Origin of the sequence: Rhodopirellula europaea 6C (assembly GCF_000338295.1) — a bacterium.
Lineage (GTDB): Bacteria > Planctomycetota > Planctomycetia > Pirellulales > Pirellulaceae > Rhodopirellula > Rhodopirellula europaea.
In genome coordinates this window covers 21,664-44,448 of the sequence record NZ_ANMO01000085.1, presented here as the reverse complement: position 1 = coordinate 44,448, position 22,785 = coordinate 21,664, and the positions used below count along the sequence as shown (strand labels likewise).

The 22,785-nt window shown below is 54.5% G+C and carries 17 protein-coding genes, 11 tRNA genes and 1 pseudogene; 4 read left to right on the top strand and 25 right to left on the bottom strand.

Annotated features, from left to right (window positions below; genetic code table 11):
* Positions 1–69: 69 nt before the first annotated feature.
* Together RE6C_RS07070 and RE6C_RS07065 are read right to left on the bottom strand one after the other, a co-directional pair.
* Positions 70–1,452, bottom strand: coding sequence for a hypothetical protein (locus RE6C_RS07070; protein ID WP_008655138.1), 1,383 nt, complete (start codon positions 1,450–1,452; stop codon positions 70–72).
* 101 nt (positions 1,453–1,553) lie between these two features.
* Positions 1,554–2,186: a hypothetical protein gene (locus RE6C_RS07065; RefSeq protein WP_039961421.1), complete on the bottom strand. Its 633-nt coding sequence runs from the start codon at positions 2,184–2,186 to the stop codon at positions 1,554–1,556.
* A 581-nt stretch (positions 2,187–2,767) separates the two neighbouring features.
* Here RE6C_RS07065 and RE6C_RS07055 point away from each other — a divergent pair.
* The gene (locus RE6C_RS07055; protein ID WP_008655135.1) at positions 2,768–3,283 is read left to right on the top strand and encodes a hypothetical protein; all 516 of its coding nucleotides are present in this window, start codon (positions 2,768–2,770) and stop codon (positions 3,281–3,283) included.
* Between the two features lie 116 nt (positions 3,284–3,399).
* Here the strand turns inward: RE6C_RS07055 and RE6C_RS07050 are convergent, their stop codons facing one another.
* The 18 genes from RE6C_RS07050 to RE6C_RS06980 form a co-directional block, all read right to left on the bottom strand.
* The gene (locus tag RE6C_RS07050; protein ID WP_236618004.1) at positions 3,400–4,107 is read right to left on the bottom strand and encodes a hypothetical protein; all 708 of its coding nucleotides are present in this window, start codon (positions 4,105–4,107) and stop codon (positions 3,400–3,402) included.
* Entirely contained in the window at positions 4,104–8,297 is a 4,194-nt protein-coding gene (locus tag RE6C_RS29430) for a protein kinase domain-containing protein (protein WP_144054681.1), read from the bottom strand. Before RE6C_RS29430 ends, RE6C_RS07050 begins: the two co-directional genes overlap by 4 nt.
* A gap of 110 nt (positions 8,298–8,407) precedes the next feature.
* The gene (locus tag RE6C_RS07040) at positions 8,408–9,019 is read right to left on the bottom strand and encodes an RNA polymerase sigma factor (RefSeq protein ID WP_008655131.1); all 612 of its coding nucleotides are present in this window, start codon (positions 9,017–9,019) and stop codon (positions 8,408–8,410) included.
* A 237-nt stretch (positions 9,020–9,256) separates the two neighbouring features.
* On the bottom strand, positions 9,257–9,970 hold the full coding sequence (locus RE6C_RS07035) for a hypothetical protein (protein WP_008655130.1): 714 nt from the start codon (positions 9,968–9,970) through the stop codon (positions 9,257–9,259).
* Between the two features lie 126 nt (positions 9,971–10,096).
* On the bottom strand, positions 10,097–10,807 hold the full coding sequence (locus RE6C_RS07030; protein ID WP_008655129.1) for a hypothetical protein: 711 nt from the start codon (positions 10,805–10,807) through the stop codon (positions 10,097–10,099).
* A gap of 2 nt (positions 10,808–10,809) precedes the next feature.
* Positions 10,810–11,304, bottom strand: a complete 495-nt coding sequence (locus RE6C_RS07025; RefSeq protein ID WP_008655128.1) for an RNA polymerase sigma factor — start codon at positions 11,302–11,304, stop codon at positions 10,810–10,812.
* A gap of 30 nt (positions 11,305–11,334) precedes the next feature.
* Positions 11,335–11,667 (bottom strand): hypothetical protein, encoded by a 333-nt coding sequence (locus tag RE6C_RS29425; RefSeq protein WP_236618003.1) that lies wholly within the window; start codon positions 11,665–11,667, stop codon positions 11,335–11,337.
* Positions 11,668–11,768: 101 nt separating this feature from the next.
* Positions 11,769–11,841: transfer RNA gene (locus RE6C_RS32055), tRNA-Asp, on the bottom strand.
* 15 nt (positions 11,842–11,856) lie between these two features.
* Positions 11,857–11,932 (bottom strand) — tRNA-His (locus RE6C_RS32050).
* 83 nt (positions 11,933–12,015) lie between these two features.
* Positions 12,016–12,106, bottom strand: a tRNA-OTHER gene (locus RE6C_RS32045).
* Between the two features lie 110 nt (positions 12,107–12,216).
* Positions 12,217–12,288 (bottom strand) — tRNA-Gly (locus tag RE6C_RS07015).
* Between the two features lie 85 nt (positions 12,289–12,373).
* A tRNA-Asn gene (locus tag RE6C_RS07010) sits at positions 12,374–12,445 on the bottom strand.
* 8 nt (positions 12,446–12,453) lie between these two features.
* Positions 12,454–12,524 (bottom strand) — tRNA-Gly (locus tag RE6C_RS07005).
* Between the two features lie 52 nt (positions 12,525–12,576).
* A tRNA-Thr gene (locus RE6C_RS07000) sits at positions 12,577–12,647 on the bottom strand.
* Positions 12,648–12,738: 91 nt separating this feature from the next.
* Positions 12,739–12,811 (bottom strand) — tRNA-Lys (locus RE6C_RS06995).
* A 25-nt stretch (positions 12,812–12,836) separates the two neighbouring features.
* A tRNA-Ile gene (locus RE6C_RS06990) sits at positions 12,837–12,909 on the bottom strand.
* 11 nt (positions 12,910–12,920) lie between these two features.
* Positions 12,921–12,993 (bottom strand) — tRNA-Lys (locus tag RE6C_RS06985).
* 292 nt (positions 12,994–13,285) lie between these two features.
* Positions 13,286–13,357, bottom strand: a tRNA-Phe gene (locus tag RE6C_RS06980).
* A 392-nt stretch (positions 13,358–13,749) separates the two neighbouring features.
* On the opposite strand from RE6C_RS06980, the pseudogene RE6C_RS06975 reads away from it, so the two are divergent.
* A pseudogene (locus tag RE6C_RS06975) lies at positions 13,750–14,137 on the top strand (CoA-binding protein).
* Positions 14,138–14,219: 82 nt separating this feature from the next.
* Positions 14,220–14,840, top strand: a complete 621-nt coding sequence (locus RE6C_RS06970; RefSeq protein WP_160167191.1) for an ECF-type sigma factor — start codon at positions 14,220–14,222, stop codon at positions 14,838–14,840.
* Here the strand turns inward: RE6C_RS06970 and RE6C_RS29420 are convergent.
* The 4 genes from RE6C_RS29420 to RE6C_RS06955 form a co-directional block, all read right to left on the bottom strand.
* Positions 14,829–18,350, bottom strand: coding sequence for a serine/threonine-protein kinase (locus RE6C_RS29420; RefSeq protein ID WP_008655122.1), 3,522 nt, complete (start codon positions 18,348–18,350; stop codon positions 14,829–14,831). The genes RE6C_RS06970 and RE6C_RS29420 overlap by 12 nt on opposite strands.
* A gap of 218 nt (positions 18,351–18,568) precedes the next feature.
* On the bottom strand, positions 18,569–18,844 hold the full coding sequence (locus RE6C_RS33230; protein WP_261340110.1) for an LbetaH domain-containing protein: 276 nt from the start codon (positions 18,842–18,844) through the stop codon (positions 18,569–18,571).
* The gene (locus tag RE6C_RS33225; protein ID WP_261340109.1) at positions 18,748–18,969 is read right to left on the bottom strand and encodes a maltose acetyltransferase domain-containing protein; all 222 of its coding nucleotides are present in this window, start codon (positions 18,967–18,969) and stop codon (positions 18,748–18,750) included. Before RE6C_RS33225 ends, RE6C_RS33230 begins: the two co-directional genes overlap by 97 nt.
* Before the next feature lie 19 nt (positions 18,970–18,988).
* Positions 18,989–19,570 (bottom strand): CIA30 family protein, encoded by a 582-nt coding sequence (locus tag RE6C_RS06955; protein ID WP_008655118.1) that lies wholly within the window; start codon positions 19,568–19,570, stop codon positions 18,989–18,991.
* On the opposite strand from RE6C_RS06955, the gene RE6C_RS06950 reads away from it, so the two are divergent.
* Positions 19,569–19,856: a hypothetical protein gene (locus RE6C_RS06950; RefSeq protein WP_039961418.1), complete on the top strand. Its 288-nt coding sequence runs from the start codon at positions 19,569–19,571 to the stop codon at positions 19,854–19,856. The genes RE6C_RS06955 and RE6C_RS06950 overlap by 2 nt on opposite strands.
* Before the next feature lie 9 nt (positions 19,857–19,865).
* Here the strand turns inward: RE6C_RS06950 and RE6C_RS06945 are convergent, their stop codons facing one another.
* On the bottom strand, positions 19,866–22,340 hold the full coding sequence (locus RE6C_RS06945; protein WP_008655115.1) for a recombinase family protein: 2,475 nt from the start codon (positions 22,338–22,340) through the stop codon (positions 19,866–19,868).
* Positions 22,341–22,785 lie beyond the last annotated feature (445 nt).

The following is a 22,785-nucleotide window of genomic DNA, read 5'->3' as shown; positions in this document are numbered from 1 at the left end:
AAGATTGTCGCCGCCACCAAACGCATTGCGTTGCTCATTTGCACATGCTCCGACTTGTCTTCGCTTCTCTTATTCCTCACGAAAGCCATTGCGGTTCGCGACAAGTGCCAACGTCTTTTCGAGATTTTCGAACCGCTGCTTCATACGAGCCTCGGAAGCCAGATGCTTGTCGATGTCGGACATCAGGTTTTCAGCGATGATGGCGGCGAGAAGCATCGATTTTGACTCAGTTGCCGCGTTACCCTTTGCTGTGTCGTCCGTAACTCGAATGCCAGTGGCTCTCTCCGCAAGACTCTTCAACTCTTGATGAAGCATCGTCGTCTCTTCACGGCGCTGAGCAGGATCCGTCTTTTCCAGGCTCTTGACCAGACGATCGTAGTACCGATTGCCGATTCGAAGCGTTTCGTTCCAGTCAATGGCGTCTTTCCAAAACCGATTCACCATTTTGCCGGCCGCGGCGAGACCTGGTTCACAGTCGAGATAGGCGATTGCTTCCTCCTGATTCGTTCGGATGACGAGCAGTGCATCGAGATAGGCACAACGTTCGAACAAGTCGATCTTTTCACTCAGTCTTACGCGGGCAGGCAAAGACTGAAGTGCTCTGAGATACTGCTTCGCTTGCGATCGAGAAGGGTCCGCCGTACGAATATAAGCCTCCATCGCGGCACAGTTCTGTTCTTCGAGCATGTGACTGTGTTGCGCGTGTGTCTTGCTCATCCCCATGCCTAGGAGTCTTCCGAGTTTGAAGCAGGCAAGTAGATCTTCCCAGGCTGCTTCGTGGTTGCCTTCTCCCAGATTCAGCATGGCACGCATCCGCAGAGAATGCACCAGGTAAGGCAACTGGGTTGTCATCGGATCCATCGCCGCAACGAGCGGCAATGGATCCACTTCGTCCACACCGCGCGTGATGACTGGCGAATAGAATTGGTCGCGTTCGGTCGCCTGAAGAACGATTCTCAGAGGCTCGGCATCACCATCGAGTACCTTGGCAACTTCCGGGAATTCCGATCGCTTCCACGGACGCGGATCACCTTGGATAAACTCGACGACAAGATAAAGTCGTTGCTTCGCGGCCTCGGACGAGGGATCCGCGATTCCGGCAGTAAGGTAGCGGACATGACTGCGATCTTTCGGTGGCGGCGTTCTTCCGATTTCCTTGAAGTACTCCGGCGGCATGTCCCAAACCCGCAGCGGCTGCATCGCTTCGCAGAGCAAAACGCAGACGTTGTTTTCTGGGGTGACGCCCTGCTTTATTCGAGCATTGATGCCGGCCGCGTAGTCCACCGTTCCATCGGTTCGTAGCGGGCTTGTCAAAAAAGTCGTCTCCCGATCGATCTTGATTCGTGATTTCGTCGAATCATCGCCGTCAGCGTCGCGAAACAATAGTGCCACGACAGCCAGTAACGTCAGGAAAACCGGACGCCATTGCTTGGAAATCTTGAATTGAATCATTTGGGTCTACCGTTCAACGATCGGTTAATGAAACCTCGTTCGCGAGCGTCTCCCGGCTGGGAAGAGTCTCACTCGCGTCAGAGGCGGCCTCGACTACTTCTCTACTTCGGTTTTTTTAGCTGGTAACCCACCGCCTTGAAAAAGCTTGCCGTCTGTTCCGTGCGGCGCAAGCGTCGTTTGATGAAGCTGGGCATGTGCGAATCAAGTACGAGCAAATCATGGTCCGGATCCACTCCGCGAACAAAGCTGACTTCGCCACCGTTCAAGGCGACGCTCGGGTCACCAAACCACAGAAATCTTGCCCCCTGAATCTGTGTCACGAAACACAAGGAGTCGACCGTGGATCTTTCTTCGTTCCATCGCCCCGCGGCAATGATCTGATGCCTGCCGCCCATCCGCTCGGAGAACATGGATTCCACTCGCTGGATGGTATCCCTTCCGGCCGCCGCGATCGCGTCATCTCGGGACGCGAAAAACTCGATCTTCAATATCTCCCTTTCAACGGATCCTTCTTGGGTAAACCCCAGGATTCGGGCGACTTCCGGATTAGCGTGCCAGGTTCCTAGCCATGGAGGATGGTCTTCCCATGTCTCGTTGGCATGGGCTCTGCCGCTTATCCCACAGACAAATATCAGGGACATACACACGATTGCTTGAGCAGGGCTCATCAAGATCTCCAAAGCACAGATGACGTTGGGGTAGGGCACAGTGCCGCAGGTTGCCGGGCGCACCATTTTCGGACAATCAAATCTGAAATCGCTTCACTGCGTAAATGAAACGGGTTTTAGAATAACGAGCGAGTTTACCAAGTGCTTCGTACGATTGGACGCGACATCTGAAAAACCCGCCGCTTAACAGTATCGTTTCCGAGCAAGGTTAAGACGAAGTTAAGAACATGTGGTTCCGATATCGCAAATGGAAACACGCTGTTGCGTCGATCCTGCTTGCAATCACGTACGCCTGTTTGCAGAATTTCGCGAAGGAAACTGTACCCTGGTATGTTGGGTTGGTGTTGGCTTGCACTGTGGGCTTTGCTTACGTCATCGAAGAGATCGTGTGGAATCTCCAAGGCGCGGGACGTCCTTGTACGGCCTGTGGACATAGGGTCCGCTTGAAGTCGTTTCGGATGCACAACACTTGCCCGAACTGCGGCGATGAGCTTTGAATTCGGGCCCGGTGCCAGCTCATTGGGAAGACGTTTCACATAAAGATCGAGACACCATTGAAACCGCAGCCGCAATTTACGATCACTGGTCTGCTCGCGCTGGCGGCAGTGATGGCTCCTGCCTTTGCAGTCATTCAATGGCACGACCCGATGAGCTGGATCCAATTGGCAATTCCCATGGTGATCCTGTATCTGATCGTGCTGAAGTCTGGAGCACGCTGCTTGATTGGGGCCGCTGTAGGTGCCGCACTTGCTCCTGCGTTGCTCCTGGCATTGGTATTCCTGACAGGCAGTCTGACGGATGATAACTCGCGACTGATCGCTGGTTTGATTGGAATTGCGTATTTTGGTGCGGCAATCGGCGGTGGGATCAACGCGTCTTCGCGTCTGCATCGTGCGAGACTTGCATCGCAGGACGATGAGGTGACTGCTGAGGAGTATTCGCTTCAGCGAGTCGCGATCATCCCGTTCGCATTGATTGCCATGCTGCCGGGTTGGTATGGAGGACGGTTCGTCGCCTCCGTCCTGGTAGGTTACTCGTTCCTTGACGACAACAGTCAGTTCATCGATTTGATCCACTACGTCACGGGGATCGTTGGCGGCATGATAGGCGCCTTGGTCGCAAGCCTGATCTTCAGGTCGCGGTCGAGGACCAATGCCGTTTAGGTAGCTCCCTGAGTGGCTCAAGTGATGAGTCGCTAGGGCGCGGTACATCAGTTAATGGGATGAAGCACCCGCCGCCGGGGGTTTATAGGGGTTTTCGTCTTCGCGTGAATTGCCGTCTAATTCACGATTCGAAGTCGTCTGGTGACGTGCCTTTTGGATTGCTTGTCGAGTTCATCAAGCAACTCTTTGGACTTGCCGACCCAGAAAGCCACGTCCTCATGGAGGACTGTTCTGGTTTGCCGCAGGGCGTTCCGCTCTCGGCGAATCTCTTCTAGGCGAACAGCTTGATCATGCGTCAGGATTCCAGCCGCTTGTATGACGCCGGCGTCCGAGTTAGCACCAACTTCCAGCCCACCTTCGGACACACTTCCGCGTATGATCCGTTCAAGCTTTTCGCAGTTTTCGTTTAGCATTTCGATCGTCGGGACTTGAGTCGCGGGCCGTCCGATCCGGGCGACGACGTAGGCAACCCACGAACTGGCCAAACATCCTCCAGCGATGAACGCAATCAGTCTCGGAAGCATGGGCGGCATATCGATCCGGGCTGCCACCCAGACTGAAAGAATCGAGGCCGGCGGTAGCGTCGCCGCTCCAATCAGCAGACCCAGTGCGGCACCGCCGATCCGTTTCCATCGAAACGGTGCCAAACCAACTCTCGCCCCCAGTAGAGCGCAGGCGAGAATCGGCACGCCACACCACATGAATGCCAAGAAGAGGAATCCGGGCAGCAGGTTGCCCATTGTATGGGATGCTAGTAGATTCTGGTTCCAAGTTAAAACAAGCATCGTCCCACACATGACGTCACGAGAATTGGCAGCAGTCACTTATTGTCTTGTTTGAGGTCAACCACCGGAGCGTGGTTCCCTTCAGCTTCTCTCCCTTCGTGATGCCAGTTTTCATCTTCGCCAAGCTCGATGGAGATTTGGCGCGAGGGCAGATGAAATTTTTCGATCTGCCATGTCCCATCGTGCTTTCGGGCTTTGAATGTTGCTGACCCGATGTAGAGCTTGGGGGCATTGAACGTGACTTTTCCTCGTGCAATCTCGTCTGTCGAATTTGTGATTTTGCATTCCGTGATGTAATCGGGCTGAATGATGCTGAAGTAGCCTTTCGAGCGGCTTGGAGACATTGCAGCAGCGATCTCGCTCGGCTTCGGATACCCCTCAACGAGAAATCGGAATTCATTGGCGGCTTCAGGTGATTGATCGCGAATGTCGAGAGCCATCAATACCAATGACAGTGACTTGTTCTTGATGGTTTGAGCTGCAGGATTTGTCTGCAACTTCTGGAAGTCTTCATTGCTGATCGACGCCGCTTCTGGGATTAATGAGCAAGCGAGTTCCTCTGATAGTGGACCATTGTGGTTTTGATCCTCGGTCCCGTCTGCGGAAGCATTGTCTGGTTTCACGCGTTTCAGTATCAGGACAATGTCATTGGCTGAGTTCGGTTGGGAGTCGAAGGCTGTTGGACGCTGGTCGCCGCTTTCGGCGATGCAGATTCGTAGTGTGTCGCCTACCAGATCGTAGATGGCTCGCTTCGTGCGACCGTTCTCGGTGAGATCGATCGATTTGGGATTGGTCGACGGATCGAGTTTGTATGTCGAAACGCTCTTGCGACCGCCAAATTCAGTGGTCAAATTTTGCTTGTCAATCACAAAGCGAATTTGTTTCAGCATCTCCTGCGGAGCGATTCTGCCGCCGTCTTCAGAGTAAGTCACCTGCCAAGTGCCTTGAATGTTGGGAATGTCATTCTCCTTCGCTGGAACGTCGCCCGCTGGCGCCGAAGCGTCTTCTTCTACCGTGGGCTTAGACGACCGGGCTTCGGATTGTTGCGCAGGATTCTGAGCTGCAGTGAAGATCCAGCAATTTGCGCGCACACCGGGCCGCAGATACCGTTTATCCGGCCACGAGACGCTGTCATCTCCTTTGATCAGAACGCGAAACATTCCTGCGACGTCAGCCGTGGGATAGAGGCTGATCACCTTACCTCCGAAAAAGTCAGCGGGTTCCGCGGCTGGCCAACCTTCAAACTCCAGTCGAACACGGTTGCCCTCCTGCACGAGCTTCGCATCATCGCCCGACACCCATAGCTCAACTGCCCGTTCCGATTTATTGAGATCGATCGTGGCCAATTGATCGCTCTCCTGCGGAAAGAAGGACACCACCTTGCCCATGCCCAGAACGTCCGCCCGTCGCGTTACAGTCTTGAGAGTGTTATCTGGCGTCCGCCGGAACTCCATCAACATAATGTTGCTGCCAGCCGGGGAATCAAACGTCGTGGGACGTTTTAACGGTTTCGTGTCAGGAATGCGTTCCCCCGCAGAGGCATCGGTCCCGCCTTGTTCGGCAAGGCAAATTCGCAGCACACCGTCGTCGAGTTCGTAGATGCCGAGAGATCGTTGATTGGGTTGGTCGCGGTCAATGAAGTCAATGGTTTTGGGGGTCGTCGTACTGCCGATCTCGATCCGACCATTGTCGACGTCGGAAATATCACCGTTGGGCGTCCTTTCCTTGATGACAAACCTGTTGCCCTTAATCTGGAGCAGGAGGCCGCCAAAGCCGTTTTCGGTGGCAAGCTGTTTTCCGCTTTCGGTGACCGACAAGGTTTCCCAGTCGCCCTGGAGTTGTGTGACGTCCGGATTCGCGGGCGACCAGTCAACCGTGACAAATAGGAAGGTGGCATTGCCGTCGTTTGTCGCTTCGGTCATCGACTCCATCGTGAGATCGTGGGTCATGTCCCCTTTCCAGTAGCTCAAGGCAAGCAGCAATTCTGTCTGCCCCGGTTCGATCGGTTCCAGATCGGCTAGTTCCGTTGTATTACTGAACGGGGCTTCGACGCTGATCGAGAGCCCTTTGTCTTCATTGAGGGTTGTGCTGCGCGAAGGGACTGGAGATTCAACGAAGAGAATAGCGTTCACCTTGCGCTTGCGGTCCGCACCTGTCCCAGCGTCTCTGACCTCCAACCGAACCTTGTTGGCGAGCTCGGCTGGCAGCTCTTCGAAATCAAATTCCTGCATGACTTCGGTCTTTCCGTTCTGAGCGAGCAGCATTCGCACTTTCAGATCACCGACGTCACGGCCTTTGATTTTCCAGTCGTACAGACTTGGGAGTCCAGCCGTGCCCTTGTCGACAGTCTTGCCGGTGACTTTGAGTTCGGGCTTGCTTGGCGATGCTGCGACAGTCGCTGGTTGATCGTCGCCGGCCTTTTCTTTTCCATTTCGCCATAGATCGATCCAGTCAATCGAACCGTCGATCACGTCGACGAGGTCAACGTCCACTTCGTAACGCTTTCCCGGTTTCAGCTGAAATGTCTCCCGCACGACCTGTCGGTCGTTGGCCCGGTCCGATGCTGTAAAACCGATCACAAGTTTAGGCCCTGAGAAGCCTCCACCTTTCGCTATCCGGACACTCTCCAGATGAAACTGATTGGGCGCACTCCAAACCGGTCCGTAGCTCCCACTCTCATGCTGTACCGTCACCGTGAGTTCACGTTGCCGTGGAGTTACACGGTCGTCGTGAATGAGTGCCGCGGCCCAGTCGATGGCGTGTTTCGCTCCCGCATCTTCAAAGTTGGCAAAGGAAAGCTCCTCTGAATCTGCATCGATTTTTGCCAGCAGCTTCCGACCCTCGCTGCTGTCGGTCAGCACGTTCAGGGCATTTACGGAGTAGGTGTTATGCTTCGTCTTTTTTCCCGTTTGGAGATACGAACTGAGATCGGTGTAGGCATGCTGCGTTTCCTGAGCAGAATCACCGCAGCCCTTCACGCTCAACAGTCCAATCGCAAGTACTGACGAGATAGCCACGGCCAACAATGAAAAGAATCTTCGTAGCGTCAAAGCAACGAAGGCAGGCCTGGCCTTTTCGACCTCGGTGTTCGCCGATACTACGTCTCCCGCGACGGCAACCTTGAACTTTGAAAGGGCGTCCGCCACTTCGACGGGCGTTTGAAATCGCTTTCCTGGATCCTTTGCGATCATTTTTGAAATGATGATCGCGAGATCAGCTGGTACATCATCGCGTAGAGAATTCAGCGGCTCAGGTTCGAACTGTGCGTGCCCCTTCAGTTTTTCCATCACGCTTCCATCAGCGAACAGCGGACGGCCGGACAGCAGAAAATAAAATGTCGCGCCGAGACTGTAGATATCGCTTCGAATATCAACGCTGCGGGCGTCATTGGCCTGTTCTGGCGAAATAAAATCAGGAGTCCCCATGAGGGCGCCCGCTGCCGTTAAGTCAGATCGAACTGCCACAGTGTCGGAGGCTGGGATCGCTTCAGGTGCGAGTGAGGCGAGACCGAAATCGAGAATCTTGATCGTGCCATCCGCAGTCACCATCATGTTGTGAGGCTTGATATCGCGATGCACCATGCCGCGTTCGTGAGCGTGTTGCAGCCCGACTGCTGCCTGTCGGACGTAGTCACACGCGTCGGCAACCGGCAAGGCACCTCGGTCTTTAACGACTTTTGAAAGGTCGACTCCGTCCACGAACTCCATCACCATGAAATGGAAGTCCCCGGCATGATCGGCGTCGTGCGAAGTCACAATGTTGGGATGTGAGAGCTGAGCGGCAGCCTTCACTTCACGATGGAAACGATCCACGGCTTCAGCTTTTCGAACCAGTCCGCGATTGATGACTTTTAACGCCACCGTCCGTTCCATTTTCCGGTGGCGAGCTTGATAGACATCGCCCATACCGCCTTTGCCAATCAGATTGATGATCTCGTATCGCGGGTGCTGAGCGAGCGGTTCGGGAACGCCCGCCGAATTTGGATTGGCAGTGCCCGTCTGATGATCCACTGTCTGAGCGTCTGGTTCCTGCTCTGAGTTCTGCAGAAGCTCAATGAACGTGTCAGCAAATGACAGATCGGCAATGGTCTCACAGCAAGGTTCGCACTCGCCGATATGCTTCTCGATAGCAGTCGCTTCATCAGGAGGAAGTTGTCCAAGTCCGTAAGCGTGCAAATCGGTAGGGCTTGGGTGGGTTGTTTGCTCAGGCACGGTTGTTAGCTCAGGCACCGGGAGGGCTCTCCATCGTTAGATTTTCAGCATTCGTCTTTCGGGCACAGACGGATCCTTCCGCGAGTGACGTGCGGCTATCTTTAAAGAGCCGCAGCCGAACATTTATGTTAGCGCAGGGCCGAAAAACCCGAAGATGAGTCGACAAGGCCTTGGGATTCCTGACGTAATCTGCCTAGCACTCGGGACTTAGCTGTCACAACGGCATTCAGCGAAATCTGCATTTCTGCTGCAACATCACGTGGTTTTTCCCCCTTGAGGGCGACCCGGTCGAACGCTGTCCACGTGTTGGGGGCGAAACGAGGCTTGACCAGTTCAAGTAGCTTTCGCAAGACGTACCGGTCATGCTCCTCGTTCCAAAGCTGACTCAACTCGCTGGTCGGAATCTCCAGCTCAGCCAACCTCTCATCGATATCGGAATGACCGCGAGCCTCCCGACGGCGATCTCGTGCTCGCCAGAAATTTCGCAGCCGATTGACCAGAATTCCCTTCAGCCACCCGCGAAAAGCACCTGGCTGTCCACCATGCTCAAATTTGCAGAGATCCTTCGATACGGCCAGCAACACCTCTTGTACCAAATCGTCCGCGTCACTCTCTTGAACGTCGTACTTCCGCAGCCAGGCACGAATGAGCGGTGCGTACAATGCGACAAGCCGATCCCAACTCTCCGTTTCGGGAGACTCTCGAAGGCGGTGCAGCAAACTAAGCGACGTTTCATTCATGTTGGGTTTGGGCTGGCAGAGCTAGCAGAGCTGGACCTGCACTTCGTGACTCCGCTCAATCCGTGCATTGTGGTTGGCGCCCCGGGGTTGTTTTCCCGACTCATGATCGCATTCTAGCCGAAAGTCTACCTGTACCCAGGAAATTGATTTGGCGTTCGATGCAACCGACGCGCCCAAATCGTCGCTGATCGCATGTCGTTTTGGGCAGAGCCCGCGTCCTTGCCGGATTGGTCTCGACTACTTCTTACTCCGGGGTTCGAGCCACAGCATGAATCCTTCCAACGGCTGCTGAAATGGAATCCGTTCACTTGTTGTTCCATCTGGCATTGGCTCCTCCTGAATGCTCAACCGGTGACGAAGCAATACGAGGGGTTTGCCCAGTTCACTCGTTTTTTCACCGTCGTCCGCCGCGACGTCGGTCGTACTGGCTCGATTGGCATCGACATCATGTTCCAGCGGGTACGAGAAGATCGAATCGCCATCGGTAAAATCCAGATATGATTTTGTCGTGCCGTTCTTGGATTTCTTGACCAGCGATACGGACAGCAGTTTGCCATTCGGCAACGAGCCAATGAAGTCTTCTGCATCCATCGTATTTCGCCAGATGTAGTTCGCTTTCTCATCGGGCAGCCCATCCGCTGGGATCAATCGGTTGCAGAAGCAAATGTCAATCTTCGTACCCGGCGGAGCATAGACCCTCCAGCTCCAGTTTCTCTGCCAATCCAGCTGGGGCCCTGGAACAGGAATGATGTTCATCTGGCCTGGGTCGTCGACCACGAGCTTACCTTGCTCTCTTCGCAATTGTGTGAGTTCACGTCCCGAGTCGCGGACACGCTGAACGAGAAGCAGGTTGGATACCAACAATGCAATCAGCAACACGAAGCCGAGCAGTTGCCCCAGACTGAACCTCAATCCTTTGACTTTCTTCGTTTTCCCTGTTTCAGAGTTCATGTAACCTATCTTTCAAGCCGGCGAAGATTCAGCGCGGCGAACACAACGTTGAGCATGGTGGGAAGGCCGAGCAGCAGTGGTATTGCAACAATGAGTGAGCCGCGCCGGAGTTCCATTTCTTGCCCATCACTCCTTGATCTCTTCCGCCCACCAGTCCCAGACTTCGGGATCCGAGCGTTTCAGTTTGCGGTACTGGTAGACGACGATGGCAACAACGGCAATCGCATCAATCAGGACAAAGGCCACGATCGCCGGCGCGATGAAGCCAAACTGCCGATAGCCCCAGTACACACCGTACGACACGGCCGCGATGGCCAGCCCGGAGAACATGGTCAACAGCGCTCGACCCGGCAGGCTCTGGAGTATCCGGTCTGACCGTCTCCTTGATGCCTTGGCGTATTCGTAAAGGTCAGGCATGCTCAAGACTTTCGCATAGTAGTACCGCTGGAAACAGTCCGTGATCAGCCAAAAGGCACAAATCCCCAGCAGCACAGTATTGATGACACTCCAACCATCATCGAGAACGATGAACAACCCAGCCATGATTCCCAGAATAACTGGCGCGCTGTTAGCTCGCCACCAAGGTTGGAACACCGTCTCGTTGAACTTCTGGCGAATGGTACGCTCAAAGTTCTCGACCATCGCCTCATGATCGGCCGGCTTGATGTTTACGTCGGCCACATCTTTCAGAAGGTCTTTCATCTCCTGACACTCCCGCAGGTAGTCCCTGCCGTCAGCAGTTTGTGCGTAGTCAGCGACCAAGTCCCGTTCGCCTTCGGTCAGTGCTACTCCGTAGACACGCTTGAGACATAGTGTTCTGATTTCTTTGGTATCCATGATCAATCCTCGATTGCTTGAAGTTCTTTTCTCAGTTCTTGTTTGGCCTTGTGCAATCGCGACCAGACCGTTCCTTCGGGAACATCAAAGATCCTGGCGATTTCCTGATGCTTCAGGCCCTCGATGCAGAACAGCGTCAGAATCAAGCGATGAGGCGGCGGTAGTCGATTCAAGGCCTGCCTCACCTCATCCTTCATCTGTTGTTCACGCGGGTCGGGCTCGGGATGCGTTAGCTCGATGTGATGGTCGAGTCGTTCGCCTTGGAAACGTTTGCGAGTGGTGAGATTCCTCCGACAAACATTGATGGCGATGCGGAACAGCCATGTTCGGACGCTCGAGCGACCTTCGAATGAATCCCACGCGGTATACGCCTTGAAGAACGTCTGCTGGGCGACTTCCTCGGCTTCGGTCTCATCAGCGAACATCAGGATGCCGAGCCGAACAACGTCGACCCAATGGGCATTCACCACGCTCTCGAATTCTTCATGACTGTTCATAGTTATTAGATCGGCGAGAAAGCGAATCCTTCACGCCATGCCAGGAAAATCGCGGGAATTGACACGGCAGTGACCTAAGTCATTGCTGTGAAACCGGTTAACAGTGCCCCCCGTCCCCGTGGCATCAGCCGGCGCTTTCCAGAGATTGTCGGCCTCCTGGTTGTCGGCATCGCCGTCATCAGCAGTGATGAAAAGGTTGCCACGGTAACACGCGATGCCCTGTTGCCACTGAGGGACCGGTCGCAAGTGCAACTTACCGGCGTATTCTCCGTCGGCGAGCCGGTAACGATAGACATAGTTGCCACTCACCCAGTCCGTCGACCAGACGAGACCGCTGGCGGCATCGACTGCCAAAGCACTCACTTCCACTTGCCCGGACTCAGGATTCCAGGGAAACGCACGTTTGAAGCGTAGCAACTCGGCGTCATAAACAGCGATCTGGATGTCTTTACCGCGAACTAAAGCGATGGCAACGGGAGTCGAACCCGCAGCGACTTGATGGACAATCAAGCTTCCTTCCCAAAGGAAATTGCCACCGGAAATGTTCACGAGGGTGACCAACCGGAATTGAACCGGCGACAAACTCATTCACAGTGAGTCTCTGGAAACCAACACCAGATCTGGCCACAGTCGGGTATCAGTGAGTCGCACACTGTCCATGCGTGGTCCCAAACCACACCGCTTACTCCAAGCTATACCCGAAAACATCAGCACCGGAGACTGGAATCGAACCAATGAACGACCCCCTCGGCGGAAAACACTTCCAGAGTCAGGTGCAGCGACCAACAACTGCTACTCCGGCGTTTGGTCTTCAATAAATCAGCACTCCGTCCGGGAATTGAACCCGACCTGCGAGCTTCAAAGGCTCACGTCGCGACGACGCGCCGGAGAGAGAGTTTTTCAAGACAAAAGAGTGTCCTGTGGGAGTCGAACCCACCTAGCCGGATTGGAAGTCCGGAACCTTTGCCGCTCGGCCAAGGACACGAAACATGCGGAAGCTTGAAGGCCGAGGTGTGAAACGAAGCGAGCTATCTCACACTTCTCGCTTCACCCTTCAAACTTCGCGAAGCTCCGGCGGATGGACTCGAACCATCACTCGTCTCCTTAACAGGGAGCCGCCCTACCATTGGGCCACGCCGGATTCTACAAAGCGCCCAGTGGGAGTCGAACCCACACTTCCGCCATGGCAAGGCAGCAGGCTACCGCTACATCATGGGCGCAAAAATGCATCACTACCAAACTGTCAAAGATCAATACGCCGAAGCGTTCAAGAGCACCGAGCCGGAATCGAACCCGCATCACCTCGTTACGACGGAGGAGTCTTGCCGTTAGACCATCAGTGCTGGAGTAGCATTTAGCGGTTAGCTCTTGGCAACTAGCTTTCCAGTGCTGGAGCTAATCGCTAACGGCTAATAGCTATTTGCTATTTCCAAGTGGGATCGGTGAGAATCGAACTCACATCGCTCGGATTAAGAGTCCGATGCATTACCTTGTCTGCCACAATCCCATGTGTCGTCGTTGTTTCGTTTCAGTCGGCGTGGCGGGAATTGAACCCGCGACCGTCGCCTTATAAGGACGCCGCTCTCACCCCTGAGCTACACGCCGATGTGTAGCGATGGGGCAGAAGGGAGTTGAACCCTCACCGAACGGATTAAAAGTCCGTCATGCTGCCAGTTACACCACAGCCCCGCTTTTTCAGTCGCGGCTATGCGTTTCAATCGCAGTGCAGGCAGCATGTTGGTTTTCTTTCGTGTCGTTGTCGTAAGTGGTAGCCCCGAGGATCGAACTCGGCACAACCTCGTTATCAGCAAGGCCTGGACAACCAGCCCTCGACTACCATCTGTCGTTTCAAAAGTCGGACACCTCGGAGTCGAACCGCCCGTGGCGGAGCCACTCACAAATGAAAACAGCCTCCTGGTCCCAAACCAGGCGTGCTTCCATCGCCGCAGCAGTTGCCGTCGGCGAATATCTTCCTTGTCAGTGGGCCGGGAGGCGCTCGAATCCTCGTCTGCGGTTCTTCAGACCGCCGCTAGACCGTCTCAGCTACCAGCCCATGTTGGGTTCGCTATTGGAGTTGCCCGTTCGATGCGGACACGAAAAAAGGCTCGATGCCTGTGTGACACCGAGCCTTCATGAAGAAGTCGTTCGCTAATAAAAGCGAGTGTCACATCAGACGCGGATACGCCGGGGCATTATCTGTATTCAACGGTTGCCCGCCGAAGAGATTGCCTTCGTGTATCTGTTCGAGTCGACTGGATTGAATATTCGTTAACATCAGAAAGCTCGTTACTCGCTCGTCTATGAATGTGACTTGTGCGTTCGGAGAGATAGACGCGTTGGCGTCAGCAGGGTTCGCACGAAATCGTTTTTTCGCGAAAGTGTTTCTCTGCGAGGTCTCCGCCCTCAACTACAGAACCGCACGCTTCTGCAAAAGTACTCGACCGCATGAACGAAATCGAATCCCTTCTTGCTGCAAACCTACGCCGTCGCCGGCGCATCGGCTCGTACGCACAAGTATGGTTACAAGGTCTTCAAAGCATTGCTCCCCGCCGACCGCAAAACCTATCCACTCAACCCCATCACCGAAGAGATTGACGGGCACAAGGCGTACCTGAAGATCGCTGACCCACCCGTCGTTCCCAAATCGCTGTCGATCATCACGCCACCCGAGGTCACTCGCCAAGTCGTCGCCGACGCGATCGCGGCCGGAGTAAAGCACATCTGAATGCAGCCGGGCGCGGAAGACGAACAGGCCAGCGAATCTGCACGCGAGGCCGTCATCAACGTCATTGACGACGGAAGTTGCATTTTGGTTTTGCTTGCTCGACCATGAGTTGCTTACGATGCAATTGACGGATCGCGAAGAATCGAGCCGCGCAAATGGCATCAGAATTACACTTTTCATTGGCCGTCCTTTGAACCAATCACGCCTCACTCGTTCCGACTCGTCTGAAAACTCAGTGACTTATCTGCTGGATTTGGCTCGAGCGAATGTCCCAAATGCGAGGGAAGATCTTTTCAGCGTCCTGGTAGGCGAGCTAAGGCGTTGTGGCGTTTCGGTGATGCAGAACGAACGGAACGGACATACGCTCGGGTTGAGCGGGGTTGTCAATGAAGTCGTTTTGAAATTGCTTCGCGAGAACGCGATCGAATCCGCTGAAAACCGGCGACACCTTTACTCATCGGCCAACCGCGCCATGCGGCAAGTGTTGGTCGATCATGCTCGCAAACGCGATTCAAGCAAACGCGGCGGAGATCGAAAACGTGAGCCTTGGGATACCTTGCTCGAAGGGTTCGTGAGCGAAAATGGTTGTGAGTTTGAAGACCTTCATGAAGCACTGAACCAACTGAATGAAGAATCACCTCGACAACGCGAGGTGGTTGAGCATCGGTTTTTCAGCGGAGCGAGTATTCAGGAAACGGCACAGATGCTTGGGGTATCACCGGCGACGGTCGAGCGAGACTGGCGATTGGCGCGAATCAAGCTTCACGCGATCATTCGCAAGGCACGCAAGGGCGGCGAATCAGTCGGTTAGTCGAGGCGTCTGGACGGTTGCTAACTTTCGACGTATCAGTTTGTTCTTTGAAGCGACAATCGGCCTCCACACTTTTATGGTTTGGTCGTAGCCTCCGCTCAGGAAGTAGTTGGCCTGACCTTCCACGGCAACCACTTTGATTGCTTCGATTCGATTCTGGTGCCCATCCATCGAAAGCAGTTCTTCGCCGGTTTGGACATCCCATATCTTGATCGTGCTTTCGCCGGCAGAGTCGTTTGCGGTCAGCATTCGCGAGACGTCGAGGAATGCGACACGCCGAACCCCATCGTGCTTGAATTGACGTTGTATCTGGCCGTCGCTCAACCGCCAAATGGTCACGGTACCTGAAGCGACGGTTGCAAGCTCTTCGTTGTTTGGCGTGAAGCAAAGGTCATAAACCCAGAACCGATGATCGGGCAGCTTCAGCTTGACCTCACCGGTTTCTCGATCCCAAACCATGGCTGTTTTATCTTTTGCCCCTCCGGTGGCGACCCATCTTCCGTCATCACTAAATGACACGGCAAACACATGGTCGCTATGCTCCGCAAACGCGAGTTCGTGTTTACCGGTTTCCGCGTTCCAAATATTAACCGAGTCCCCGGTCGTTGCAATGTGTTTTCCATCGGCGGTGAAAGCGACATCGGAGATCGAGGAATCTGTCTTTGTATCGAGTTCCAATAACAAATCGCCTGTTTCTGTGTCCCATAGGCACGCGGTCGCGTCCCAACCTCCTGAAACCAACCTTTGTCCATCGCTACTGATGTCCACGCAATTTACTTCTCGGTTGTGGTCCGTCGCGATCGTTCTGATCGGCTTGCGACTCTTCAGGTTGCGGATTTGAATCGACGTGCCTGGACCAGCAACCGCAAGCCGTTGAGAATGATCGCACCAAGCCAAGTCATTGACTGGCCCGTCAAATGAGAACGATGCCTCTTCGTCGGTCACCGAAAGATCCCAAAACTTGAGCGTTCTATCGCGACTTGCGGACACCAATGTCTTTCCGTCACTAAAGTACGCGATGTCTCTTACCCAGCCCTGATGTCCTTTGAGTGTTCGGACGAGCTTTCCCGTTTGGCTATCCCAAATCTTGATCGTGTGGTCTGCGCTAGCCGTCGCAGCACTCATGCCATCTGGGCTGAATATTGCCCCGGTCAGAAATTCATTGTGGCCGCGAAGAGTATGTTGTCGGCTGCCTGATTGGACATCCCAGATGATTGCAGTTCTTCCTCGATCCCCCGCAGACAAAAGGCGTTTGCCGTCGGGGGAATACAACACACTGGTAACATGAAATTCGTGACCTTCGAGCGTTTTCAGTTTCTTTCCGTTTTCTAAATCCCAAACAATCACCTCCATTCCCGACGACACTAGCTTGGTTCCGTCTGGGCTGAATGCTACATCGTGGACATGGTTGCTGTGGTCAGTCCATGAACGAATTGTCTCCCCAGTCTCGATGTCCCAAACTTTGACGGTTCCTTCCGTCGATATTTTCACTTCACCACGGCGTCTGGCATCTCGATCAAGCTCTTGATCGGAACCAGATGCGACTCGGGTACCATCCGGACTGAACGCGACGGAATTTACCGGCGATCCGTGGTCGCTGTAGGTTTTGACCAGTTCAAAAGTTTCGGCGTTCCAAAGTTTGATGGTGCCGTCAAAGCTGGCGGAAGCAAGCATGGTTCCGTCATGCGAATAGACGAGGTCTTCAATACGGTGTCGATGCTGGCTGAGAGTTTTCACCAAATTTCCGTTTGATGTATCGCGAATACGAATGGTCGCGTCTTCGCCACCCGATGCAACTCGATTTCCGTCGGGACTGATCGCAACAGCGTTGATCGCGTACTCGCTATCGGAAAGTGTGCAAAATCCCCCTGTACATTTCTGTTTTGCAAAGTGCCATTCGATCTTGCGATGTCGAGGCGGGACCTTCTCAAGCGTGTCCAAAGCCAATTCGGTTCGGTTTTCATTCAGTCGGGCATTTGCGAGATAGAATTGCGACCGCGCTAAGTTTGCGTCGGCTAACTGAAGTGTAGCCTCCAGTTCGCGGGATTTTTCCGTAACAATCCGCTGTTGTTCGCGTTCAGATTTCGCCGCTTGATTTGCCGAATAAGCAAACCAACTCACCCCCACGATCCCAACCGTCAAAGTACTCAGAACCGCGAGCAAGCTTGCAGCGACCAAAAAGTTCTTTCGTAGAAACTTCCTGGTTCGGTAGGCCACGCTCGGTGGCCTGGCCTCGATCGCCTCACCGCGCAAGTATCGCTCGACATCATCGGCCAGTGACGCCGCGGTGGCGTACCGACGCGACCGCTCTTTTTCCAGAGCTTTCACGGCGATCCAATCTAGCTCGCCGCGAAGAATCATTCCCAAACGCTTGGGGTTGGTACGTCGGAGCATGGAGATTCCAGCGATCGCCTCGCCCGACTCGCTCAGTCGGATGCTTGGTTTCGGGGCTTCTTCTTCGCGAATGGACTGCAGTACGCGATCAAACGCTTCGGCACGCATCCGCTCCCGAGTCACCGGTGTCGATCCGGTCATGAGTTCATAAAAGATGACGCCTAACGAATAAACGTCGGTCTGTGTGTCAATGTCGTTCGCATTCAATCTCGCCTGCTCGGGGCTCATGTAGGCAAGCGTGCCAACAATTTGGCCGAACTGGGTGAGCATTCGTTCGCCCGCCAAGTGCATTTGGTTTCCCACAGCTTTGGCCAAACCAAAGTCGATGACCTTGACGATTGAATGATCGTCTTGACGTGCTACCAACACATTGGATGGTTTCAAATCGCGATGAATGATTCCTTTTTGGTGGGCATGCTGGACCGCGCGACAGACCTGAGCGAATAGATTGAGCCGTTCGTCAGGGGAGAGTTTGTTCGCATCACAGAAATCGGTGATCGGCTTACCATCGACCAATTCCATCACGAAATAGGGGTTACCCGTTTGAGTCGTACCCGCATCAAGCACGCGAGCGATGCTTTGGTGATCCATCAACGCCAACGCCTGCCGCTCCGCCTCAAATCTTGCGACGACGGCGGCAGTTGGCGTTTCGGTCTTGATCACCTTGAGTGCCACTCGGCGACGAATGGGCTCGCGCTGCTCGGCGAGGAAGACCGTTCCCATCCCCCCTTCGCCAATCGGTTTCAGGATGTGGTAAGGACCAATTTGGCTTTGAGAAAGCTGCTGACCAGAGAGATTGGAAAATTGTGTTTGACTCGAAGCCGCACCTAGGGTCTTCTCGTCATTGAGTTTGTCTTGACCGCCCGATGGGAGCGATTCACCAGAGAGAGAAGCTGATTCTTCGGCGAGCTGTCCACTGCCGAGCGTTGCATCAATGTCCTGACCGGCAATTGGTTTGGCCAGGAACGGACGCTCGCGAAGCGATTCCGACGCTGCTACAAGTTCTGACAGACGGCGAGCGATTTCCGGCTGGAGCGATTTGACTAGTTCGTCGCGTTGCCCTGAGTCCATCGAAAGAGCTTTTTCCAGAAGAAGATCAAGTTCGGATGGAGTCATCTTATTCTCGCACAGGGGTCAAAGTTGGTCGCCATGAATATACAGGCGGAATCCGCGGCCGATTTGCCTCATCAAAAATAGGAAACGTTGCTTTTGACTTGTTCGGAGCTAGACGAGCTTGCGAATGATCCTGGCAGGATTGCCCGCGACGACGACATCAGTCGGCACGTGCTTGGTGACCACACTGCCGGCACCAATGACGCTCCGGTCGCCGATGGTTATCCAGGACAAATGATTGCCTTGCCGCCGATCCACACATCGTCTCCGATCGTGACGGCCTTACCGAACTCTTGAGTCCGGCGCAGGCCAGCGTCCAGCGGATGCGTGGCGGTATAGATGTGCACGCCAGGTGCAACAAACACAAGGCTCTCGATCCGAACTTCGCACACGTCCAGAATCACGCAATCGAAGTTGATGTACACCTTCTCGCCGAGAAAGATATTGGTTCCGTAATCCCATCTAGAAGACGATTCAAGCCAAACAGTTCGCGGCAAACGTTTCTCATGCGTTCGGCGTCGCCCGGTTCGGCGTGGTTCAGCGTGTGGATTAGCTTCCGCGTGTGCAGGCGATCGGCCGTCAGTTCTGGATCAGCCGGGCCGTAAGGTTCGCCGGTGAGCATCTTTTGCTTCTCACCCATCTCACTGAACCGTGATCGAGTCAATCAAGATCTCGAACGGTCCCGGTTTCTTGTCTCCGAGCAAAATGCCGATGGATTGCACTTGGCTAGGCGTTAGCTTCATGTTGGGCATGCGTCGGCCGAAGGAGTGAGCGACGAACCGGTCGACGGGCAGTTTGACTTCCGTCCATTGGCCGGCGGTCGTGGCAAATTGCATCTGGTACGAGAAAGCGGTGCGGCGATCGGGGGTGTAGAGATTGAACGTGTACCGACGTCCGTCGCCTTTGACGCGTAAAACTATCGTTTCGCCGGAATCGAGACCGAGTGAACCGCTGGGCCGCGAGCGTACTGATGCGAACCCACCGTTGTTTTCGAGCGACAGGTTGCCGGCGAACCGCATCGCGTCTTCCCCAGTGTCCAATTTGACGATCGACGCTTGGCTGCTTGATCGGCCGCCCATGACGCCGTCGTTGACGATCTGCCACTTGGCCGCTTCACTGGATTGGGCGAACTCGAAGAGGCTGGTTATGGTCTGTGCTTCCGCGGCCGGTACAGTGAGGACAGCGAACAAGAGTACGGCGGCAAATCGAAAGAGCGGTTTCATGCTTGGTGATCACGGCGAGAGGATCGGGGCGGGAACCGAACTATACCAACGAAGCAAACCAAACCTTTCGATCATCTCACCGCTTGATGGCGGCTTTGCAAAATCGCTTCACGATCTCTGCATCGACATCGTCAAGGCTTTTGTACGTCAGGTGCCGCCGGAACATGCCGCCGCCTTCGAGCAAGCCATCGGAATCGTCGAGCGACGAGGCTTGAGCGAAGCGACAGAACTCAACCACTCGTCCCCTAGGCACTTCAGCGCGGCCATTCGGCCGGCTGTGGGCTAAAAAAGTTGATCACATCGAAGTCGCCATGCGTTTGATTTCATCACGCACGGTGGACGGCGAGACGCCGACCGCCTTGGCAATCGCTCTCTGACTATGGCCTTTGTCGGCGAGCATCGTCCTGATCAGGTTCACCTGATCAGGCGAAATCTTTCGTTTGTTTTTTCCGGTGTCGAGAAGCTCTCCCTTCTCAACAGCTGCGATGTTCTTCTCGGAATGGAATTGTTTGTAGGCTCGTGAGGCGGTGCCTCCCGTTGTACCGAGCTTTTCGGCGATCTCCTCGAACCTGAGGCCTTGGTTTCGCAGCCGTACGACTTCGGGGCCGATCTTTGCCGTTTTGTTGTTCGCAAGCTTCCGACGGACGCTGAAGTCGGCGGGTGGAATGAAGCCCGTGTCGTTGTTTTCCGCCCACTCGATTGCTTTTTTGACGGTCGATGGATCGCTCTTCAGAGCCACGGCAATGCGATTGACCGGCGACCCTGCACGATACATTTTGATCGCAGCTGCCGCAATTCGCTGATAATTGGGGATGTCAACGATCGTCACTCGCTGCTGATCGTCCGTTGTCCAACTACACACTTGAAGGAACTCCAGTGAGTGTGTGGTTGGACAATCCCTTTGCTTTCCAATTTCGACCAGCGCCGGGATTGAGTTTAGATTGAGCTTTGCTCGCCACGTGTGAGTTCGCCCTTGTTTCTCACCGAGTGATACGCGTACCTGACCGACCATCTTCGAAAGGACGCCATGAGCTTTGACGATGTCGTCGTGCAGCAGTTCACGCAAGTTTGCGAGAAACTCTTGGATCGTTTCGGCGTCGAGCGGCTCGGGGCGGAAGTTCGCTTTCGCCGTGAGTGCGAGTTTTGCCCTCAGATCAGTCAGAGCGTTTTGATCAATCTGAATACTCTCGAACAGGCTGTCGGCTGCCACACCCTCATCGAGGCTAGAGAGACGCTGTCCGTTTCGTTTCAACTTCGCCGTAAGGGACGCGACCTTCCGCTCGATCTTCTTCGTGTCGACAGGTGGTTTGGAGGCCTCTTCCGCCAGGAACTTGTTGGCTTCGCTACAGAGTCGCTCGGCATAGCCGTCGGCAAAGAGTTGTTGCTTGATGGGCGTCAGTAGACACTCTTCGATGATGCGGAGAGATTTGGACGACTTGAGGTCGCAGCCCCGCAAGCCGTCCTTCCCATGAGGGCAGCTCATTTGGACATAGTCCCCGACGGACCGAAAACGCCGCAACGGAGCATCGCACTTCTCGCACCAAAGATCGAAGAGCATCGTTGGATAGGCTTCTTGCCGCGATGTTTTTCGTTGGCCTTTGGGCGGATTGGTGTCTCGAGATACCTCCGCCATTCGGGAAACTGCCGCCTCCCAAAGTTCTTGCGGGACGATTCGGCGCTCTGGGAATTCGACTACCAATCGCTCTTCCTCAGGAACGGGCACCGAACGCTGTTTCCCTGTGACAGGATCCTGGACACGCGTGGTTTTTTTCCAAGTCCAGCGTCCAATGTATTTTTCATTCTTGAGCATTTGTGTCACGCTAGATTGGCCCCATCTGGAGCCTTCGAGCGCGGACTCGCCGTCGAGTACCTTCGCAATCTTCGCCGGGCTGAGCTTCTCTTCGGCGTACATTTTGAAGATTCTCCGTATAACCTCAGCGGCTTCGTCGTCGATGACAACTTTTCTCTCCACTCTGCTATTGGAATTGATGATAACGTTGCCCTCGGCGTCCTTGCATTCGACGAGTTTGTATCCCGTTGGTGGTGCGGAGACGTGCTTTCCGTTTTTGAACGCGTCGGTCATACCGCGATCGACTTTCACTTTAAGTTGGTCGATGTACATCTCGCCCTCCAGCGACGAAAACGCGTGGGCAACTTTTGCAAACCCGTTCGTGGAGTCGTAGCCGTCCGCTGTCATCAGTCGGCGATGCCGCGACTCGAGGATCCTCCTGAACTGATTTGCTTCTACTAGATCGCGATGCAGTCGATCAAGTTGATCGACGAAGATGACCACGGGAATGGTTTCCGTCGATTCAACCATGTTCCGCAGCAATTGATATCCGGGACGAGCAGTCGTCGTCGCGGAGATCGCGGCATCAGCAAAGACGTGTTCCCAGGGGATGAAGGCATCGGAGCGTCTGGCTGTTTCGAGTACGTTGGTGAGTTGTTGGTCGAGCGAGCGAGTGTTCGAGTTGGCATCGCTGTAACGCACGTAGCACGCGGCCACCGTCATGTTCTCGGGAACCTGCGAAGTTGGCGTAAATGAATGCACGCTGCCCGAGCGGTAGGTTTTACTGAACTGCTTAGCCATCTTCTCGTGGGACGCTTCGGTGCGGTCCAGCAGGAGTCCGAGTGAATGGTATTCGGGGAAGTGCTGGTATTGTTTGTTCAGGTAGGTTTTGGCGAGTTCTCTGAGTGCGTCGTCGCTGGGCAGGCCGGCGACAGGCGGAGTCTTGGAGATGGATTTTTGGTTTTGGTTTTGGTTCGTCATGATTTGTTCTCTTTGAAGAAAAGGGGACCGGCAATATCGAACTGCACTCGGTCAGTGGCGAAGTTTGAAAACGGTTTGGGAGCTAAAGAAGAGTCTCGATGCTCTTCAGCTTGGGCGTTGGATTCAGCGGCCCGTTCGCTGCGGATGGGAGCGATCACCTCGGATCGAGCGTTTTAGGCACGAGGGGTGACACGCATCAAATTCGCAGTGGCGAACGGGCTGTGCTGAACCAAATGTTTGCGTCAGTTCGGCTCCGAGCGTCGGCGGGGCGTTTGAAGAGTCGAACTGGCCCGAGACGAAACGTTTCTCGAACTCGACCACCAACCGGGTGAGCGACTCCGGGTTGTGCTCAGGCAGAAGCTCCCTCCCGACCAGTTCAGGCTAATGCTAAGCCTGACGCGTCAGGTACAGAGTTGTTTTCCACGGAGGTGGCTTGCTTGTGATA

Bases quoted from the DNA above. Each gene is read 5' to 3' on its own strand.
- RE6C_RS07070 (WP_008655138.1), bottom strand. From the start codon at position 1,452: ATGATTCAATTCAAGATTTCCAAGCAATGGCGTCCGGTTTTCCTGACG.
- RE6C_RS07040 (WP_008655131.1), bottom strand. From the start codon at position 9,019: ATGAATGAAACGTCGCTTAGTTTGCTGCACCGCCTTCGAGAGTCTCCC.
- RE6C_RS06955 (WP_008655118.1), bottom strand. From the start codon at position 19,570: ATGAAACCGCTCTTTCGATTTGCCGCCGTACTCTTGTTCGCTGTCCTC.
- RE6C_RS07065 (WP_039961421.1), bottom strand. From the start codon at position 2,186: ATGGTGCGCCCGGCAACCTGCGGCACTGTGCCCTACCCCAACGTCATC.
- RE6C_RS07030 (WP_008655129.1), bottom strand. From the start codon at position 10,807: ATGGATACCAAAGAAATCAGAACACTATGTCTCAAGCGTGTCTACGGA.
- RE6C_RS29420 (WP_008655122.1), bottom strand. From the start codon at position 18,350: ATGACTCCATCCGAACTTGATCTTCTTCTGGAAAAAGCTCTTTCGATG.
- RE6C_RS07035 (WP_008655130.1), bottom strand. From the start codon at position 9,970: ATGAACTCTGAAACAGGGAAAACGAAGAAAGTCAAAGGATTGAGGTTC.
- RE6C_RS07055 (WP_008655135.1), top strand. From the start codon at position 2,768: ATGAGCTGGATCCAATTGGCAATTCCCATGGTGATCCTGTATCTGATC.
- RE6C_RS06950 (WP_039961418.1), top strand. From the start codon at position 19,569: ATGCTTGGTGATCACGGCGAGAGGATCGGGGCGGGAACCGAACTATAC.
- RE6C_RS07025 (WP_008655128.1), bottom strand. From the start codon at position 11,304: ATGAACAGTCATGAAGAATTCGAGAGCGTGGTGAATGCCCATTGGGTC.
- RE6C_RS33225 (WP_261340109.1), bottom strand. From the start codon at position 18,969: ATGCTCACCGGCGAACCTTACGGCCCGGCTGATCCAGAACTGACGGCC.
- RE6C_RS06945 (WP_008655115.1), bottom strand. From the start codon at position 22,340: ATGACGAACCAAAACCAAAACCAAAAATCCATCTCCAAGACTCCGCCT.